At 40.3% G+C, this 3,959-nt stretch carries 5 protein-coding genes; 1 reads left to right on the top strand and 4 read right to left on the bottom strand.

Annotation, left to right across the window (positions count from 1 at the left end; all coding sequences use genetic code 11):
* Positions 1-337: helix-turn-helix domain-containing protein (locus BIZ39_RS20645; protein ID WP_187447938.1), on the top strand; the 337-nt coding region annotated here is incomplete at its 5' end.
* 196 nt (positions 338-533) lie between these two features.
* Here the strand turns inward: BIZ39_RS20645 and yfbR are convergent.
* The 4 genes from yfbR to BIZ39_RS20625 form a co-directional block, all read right to left on the bottom strand.
* The gene (gene yfbR, locus BIZ39_RS20640; RefSeq protein WP_187447937.1) at positions 534-1,178 is read right to left on the bottom strand and encodes a 5'-deoxynucleotidase; all 645 of its coding nucleotides are present in this window, start codon (positions 1,176-1,178) and stop codon (positions 534-536) included.
* 70 nt (positions 1,179-1,248) lie between these two features.
* Positions 1,249-1,425, bottom strand: coding sequence for a hypothetical protein (locus tag BIZ39_RS20635; RefSeq protein WP_187447936.1), 177 nt, complete (start codon positions 1,423-1,425; stop codon positions 1,249-1,251).
* A 296-nt stretch (positions 1,426-1,721) separates the two neighbouring features.
* Positions 1,722-2,555: a DNA adenine methylase gene (locus BIZ39_RS20630; RefSeq protein WP_187447935.1), complete on the bottom strand. Its 834-nt coding sequence runs from the start codon at positions 2,553-2,555 to the stop codon at positions 1,722-1,724.
* 45 nt (positions 2,556-2,600) lie between these two features.
* A complete protein-coding gene (locus BIZ39_RS20625; protein ID WP_187447934.1) occupies positions 2,601-3,473 on the bottom strand; it encodes a hypothetical protein in 873 nt (290 codons plus the stop codon).
* Between the last annotated feature and the right edge of the window lie 486 nt (positions 3,474-3,959).

Below are 3,959 nucleotides of genomic sequence, written 5' to 3'. Positions count from 1 at the left end.
TGGAAATGTGGCAGAAGCATCTCGGCTTAGTGGCGTCTCCCGCGATACGATTTACCGCCATCGTAAACTGATAAAACAAGGTGGAATCGAATCGTTAAAACGTCAGGAAACGCCGGATCTTCATCACAAAAATCGTACCGACAGAGCCATTGAGGAAGTCGTCATCGAATTCTCTCTGGCTAACCCACATCTAGGTCAATCCAAGGTGTCACGGCTGCTCAAATCTGAAAGAAACGTCGATATACACGCTAGCGGCGTTCGCAATATTTGGCTAAGGGAAAACATGAATACTACTGCGTTACGATTGGCAAAGCTTGCCGAAGAGCAGCAACATTGATAGTGTGGTTACGTCAAAATCGCTTGGTACTTATACCGTCAGTATCCCTTGGTAATCACATTAATCCATGTGAATATTAATCCATGTGAATACCGTGAATCAGTGAGTGAGATTACGACACTACCCCTAGGTACTCACACTACTACAAATACAGGAAGCCCATTGTTCTCAATGGGCTTTAAACATTCAACACTTTTTAATCTCTCATCTTTCCTGCGTCGGTGTTTTTTACCCAGTCTCTCGGCATTAACTTATCTACGGAAATCCGTGTTATGTCCTCGTTCAAAAATAGGTTAATAAATGTTCTCACGAAATCATACTTTTCTGCGTAAACATCAATCTGTTCTTGAATACTATCTCTAGCCTCTAAGAATTCGACTTGGTTACCCCTGCTTATTTCCCACTGGCACTTAATTATCGCTGCAAATGAGTCAGCGATCTTGGCAACTTTTGCGTTTATCTCATTTTTATCTTGGCTAATTAAAGGTGTATACCGAGCTTTTAAAGCATCAGGCAGCATATCAATAGAAAGTGCTTCAAAGTGATTTTCTACTGTCTTTATGGCCTGGTGAGTCTCTTTGTTGATGTGCTTTGCTTTAGAATTAATATCACCAAGTAAAGACTCTGATATTTCGTGGAAAAGACAATATGAAGCAACCTTATCCGGTTCAATGTCTTGTCTTCCGCATATATCTACAGCGACCGCGGCAAGTAAATGCCCGAGCATGCAGGTATCAGCAAGGTGGCCTGCTAACGTTTCTTCTCGAACCGAAAACATCAATGGCCAGCGTTTAATAGAGTGACTGCGCAAAAGATGTGTTGCAAGAAAGGCTGTGCTCATAGTCATGTCCTTAGGAGAGTGATTTATAACTAATTTACTATGAACTTTTTGGTGCGCTATTTTCCTATAATTAACGGTAACGGGTTAAGTCGGTGAGAGACAATTTTTTGATTTCTTTTTCGCAAAATTGAAAGCTAGCATGAATAGTCAATTTACGGTCCATGACTAACTGCCCAAGTGCCAACTCAGGTACATTTAATCTATTTGATGCTTCTTTAGATGAAATCAGTGCTAATTTTTTTCTCATTAGGGTCTGCCTACTAATACAGTTGATGGAAGTGTATTAAAGAAGTGTTCAGCTTGATTTGAGGAAGTATTTTTGTCACTTTGATGAGTGATTAATATCAATCAATGATTTCTCACCGCAGTCAGTACAGTTTAAGAAAAAATCTTCGTTTTTTGATGTACTTTTGTGTTTGTAGAGTTACATTTAAAACAAGTAAAGTTTAGCCGGCTAATTGATTTACGGCTGGTGCAAAATCCATATCTAACAAATCTTTTTACAATGCAGGTGTTCTTACTGCCATTCACACACCATGAAAGCTAATAATAAAGAAGAACCTCTGGTGCTGAAGTCCTCTTTGCAACTCTGGAAGATATTGTCCGTGGCACTCTAAACCTTACAGTTTTTACAGCTCCGTTATAAATTTCTTTGAGTCTTTTACCCTCATGATTTGATACCAGAATCTTGTCATACATTGCTCGGTTGTCGGACAGTAGTTTATTCAGAGCCCGGTGATGGTTTAATGAAAAACCATTAGCAGTGTATTGAGTGAATACTTGAGTTTGTTCGTCGTGTTTAATGTACGGTGGATCAACGTAGCACTGACACTTGAGACCTGTTCCAATGAACTTATCTTCCATTTCGTACAAAAAGTCGGAGAACTCCATATTATAAAAAGTCGCGTTTTCAAGCTTTTCAGCAAAATGCTCTAATTCCTTTTCTGGATAATATGGGGAGCTATACCGGCCAAAAGGCGTGTTGAATAAACCCCTTGAGTTGTATCTCAAAAGCCCGTTAAAACAATGCCTATTAAGATATAGGAGCAATAACGCTCGCTCAGTATTGTCCTGTGATTGGTTAAACTTTTCTCTCACCGAATAATAGAATTCAGGGTTATTGGTCGACGTATTAAATAGCTTTCTACTTTCAATGATAAACGTGCTTACATCCTGTTGTATGAACCGATACAGTGAAATTAGGTCTGTGTTGGCATCATTGAGGTGATATTCCTTATATTCGGTATTCAGTGGTACCGATGCGCTCCCGGTGAATACGTCAATAAGCACATCACCTTTCTTGGGTAAGTGTCTCAGCAGTCTTTTCATCATCAGCTGCTTAGAACCTGGATATTTTAGCGGCGCACGTTGATTCATAGTATTTGCATTAGAGTTCTTTCTACCATTCAGTGTGCTAGTTATTTACGCTTCGGTATCATCGTCAAGGTTATGAGTATTGACGAAACTGGCCGCGGTATTGAAAAGTTCGAAATCAACGAGGGCTTCCATCTTCGGATCGCCCTTCCGCTTTTTGCTTTTCTTGGCGTCGTCCCATCCTGCATTGTAAGAGAGTTCTATCAGCATCTTGACTCTGTTTCTATCATTGGGGTTGAGACGTAGTAGAAAGTGTTCTAAAAAAAGGTTTGTTGACGGTGGGAGCTCGTCTGAGATGCGCTGTTTGGCAGCGGCAACCTCTTCATCCTTCGTGACGGCGTAATCCTTAGAGAATAACATCTCGAAAACTTCATCATAGTTTTCGGCGTATGTTTTTCTCTTAACTCTGTCAATTAATTGCTTAGTCTTTGGCGACACCTCAATCGTCTCGATATTTTTAAGACCTCGGTGTTTGAAAGCACGATAGCGGTTTTGAAATTGCTTAATGACCGGTTGTGATAGCCACGGCCTCATCGCCTTATATAGCGGTCTAGGCTCAAGTGATAGCCATGAATTGAGTATGTTGGTGTCGGTGGCCAAAAGGGTTTCTTTATCCTGCAGATACTCTGACTCTGGCACGGATTTAAGAAACTTAACGAGGTGTTTGTGGAGGTATGACGTCCAAAGGCTAGCGCGGGATTGCGCTTTGAATTCCTCAAAGGTTTTCTCGAAGGCAGTGACTTTGGCTGGTCTTATATATTTACGCATCGCGATGAAACATCGGGTTTTACCCAGTCCACCCCACTCGAGCATTTTTGCTTCTATACTAAAGGGGATTTGGATATCCTTATCAGGTAATGAACTTAAAAAGGACGCTAATTGTTCGTCCAAGAATGTCTGCCAAAGACTGTCTTCTGTCATGGTACTTGCTCGCTATCAAATTTGTTCCATCATATAGTAAACTGGCCCCAACATAAAAACGTTATTTGTAACGCTTTTATAGTTCTCGTCCTTTGGTGCCAGATGTGAACGAAAACAATGTGATTGTTGTCCTCACTCTAAATACCTCTATAAAAATCTAAAAGTGTTATATGTAACGCATTCTATTTGACCTATAGCTGCCCTGCCCCGCGCTTTAAAATAAAGCGTTACATATAACGTTATATAAAAAGCCTTGATCGCCTTACTCCCCTGCTCTATTATTTAATATAAGCCAAATTATCTTAAACAATAAAAAAGCACCTAATTATGTCCTCAATGTTAATTCATGTCGAAAATGTACCGATGGCGATCGCCGAATCAGATCGCGACCGCGTAATTGGAAACTTACGTGAGTTAAAAGACGATGTATGGGAATTAAAGTCAGAAAATACGAAACGCGCTTATCAGTATGACTTTAATCAGTAC

Source organism: Alteromonas sp. BZK5, from assembly GCF_014349115.1.
In the GTDB taxonomy this organism is placed as follows: domain Bacteria; phylum Pseudomonadota; class Gammaproteobacteria; order Enterobacterales; family Alteromonadaceae; genus Alteromonas; species Alteromonas macleodii.
This window is presented reverse-complemented; position numbering and strand designations above follow the sequence as displayed.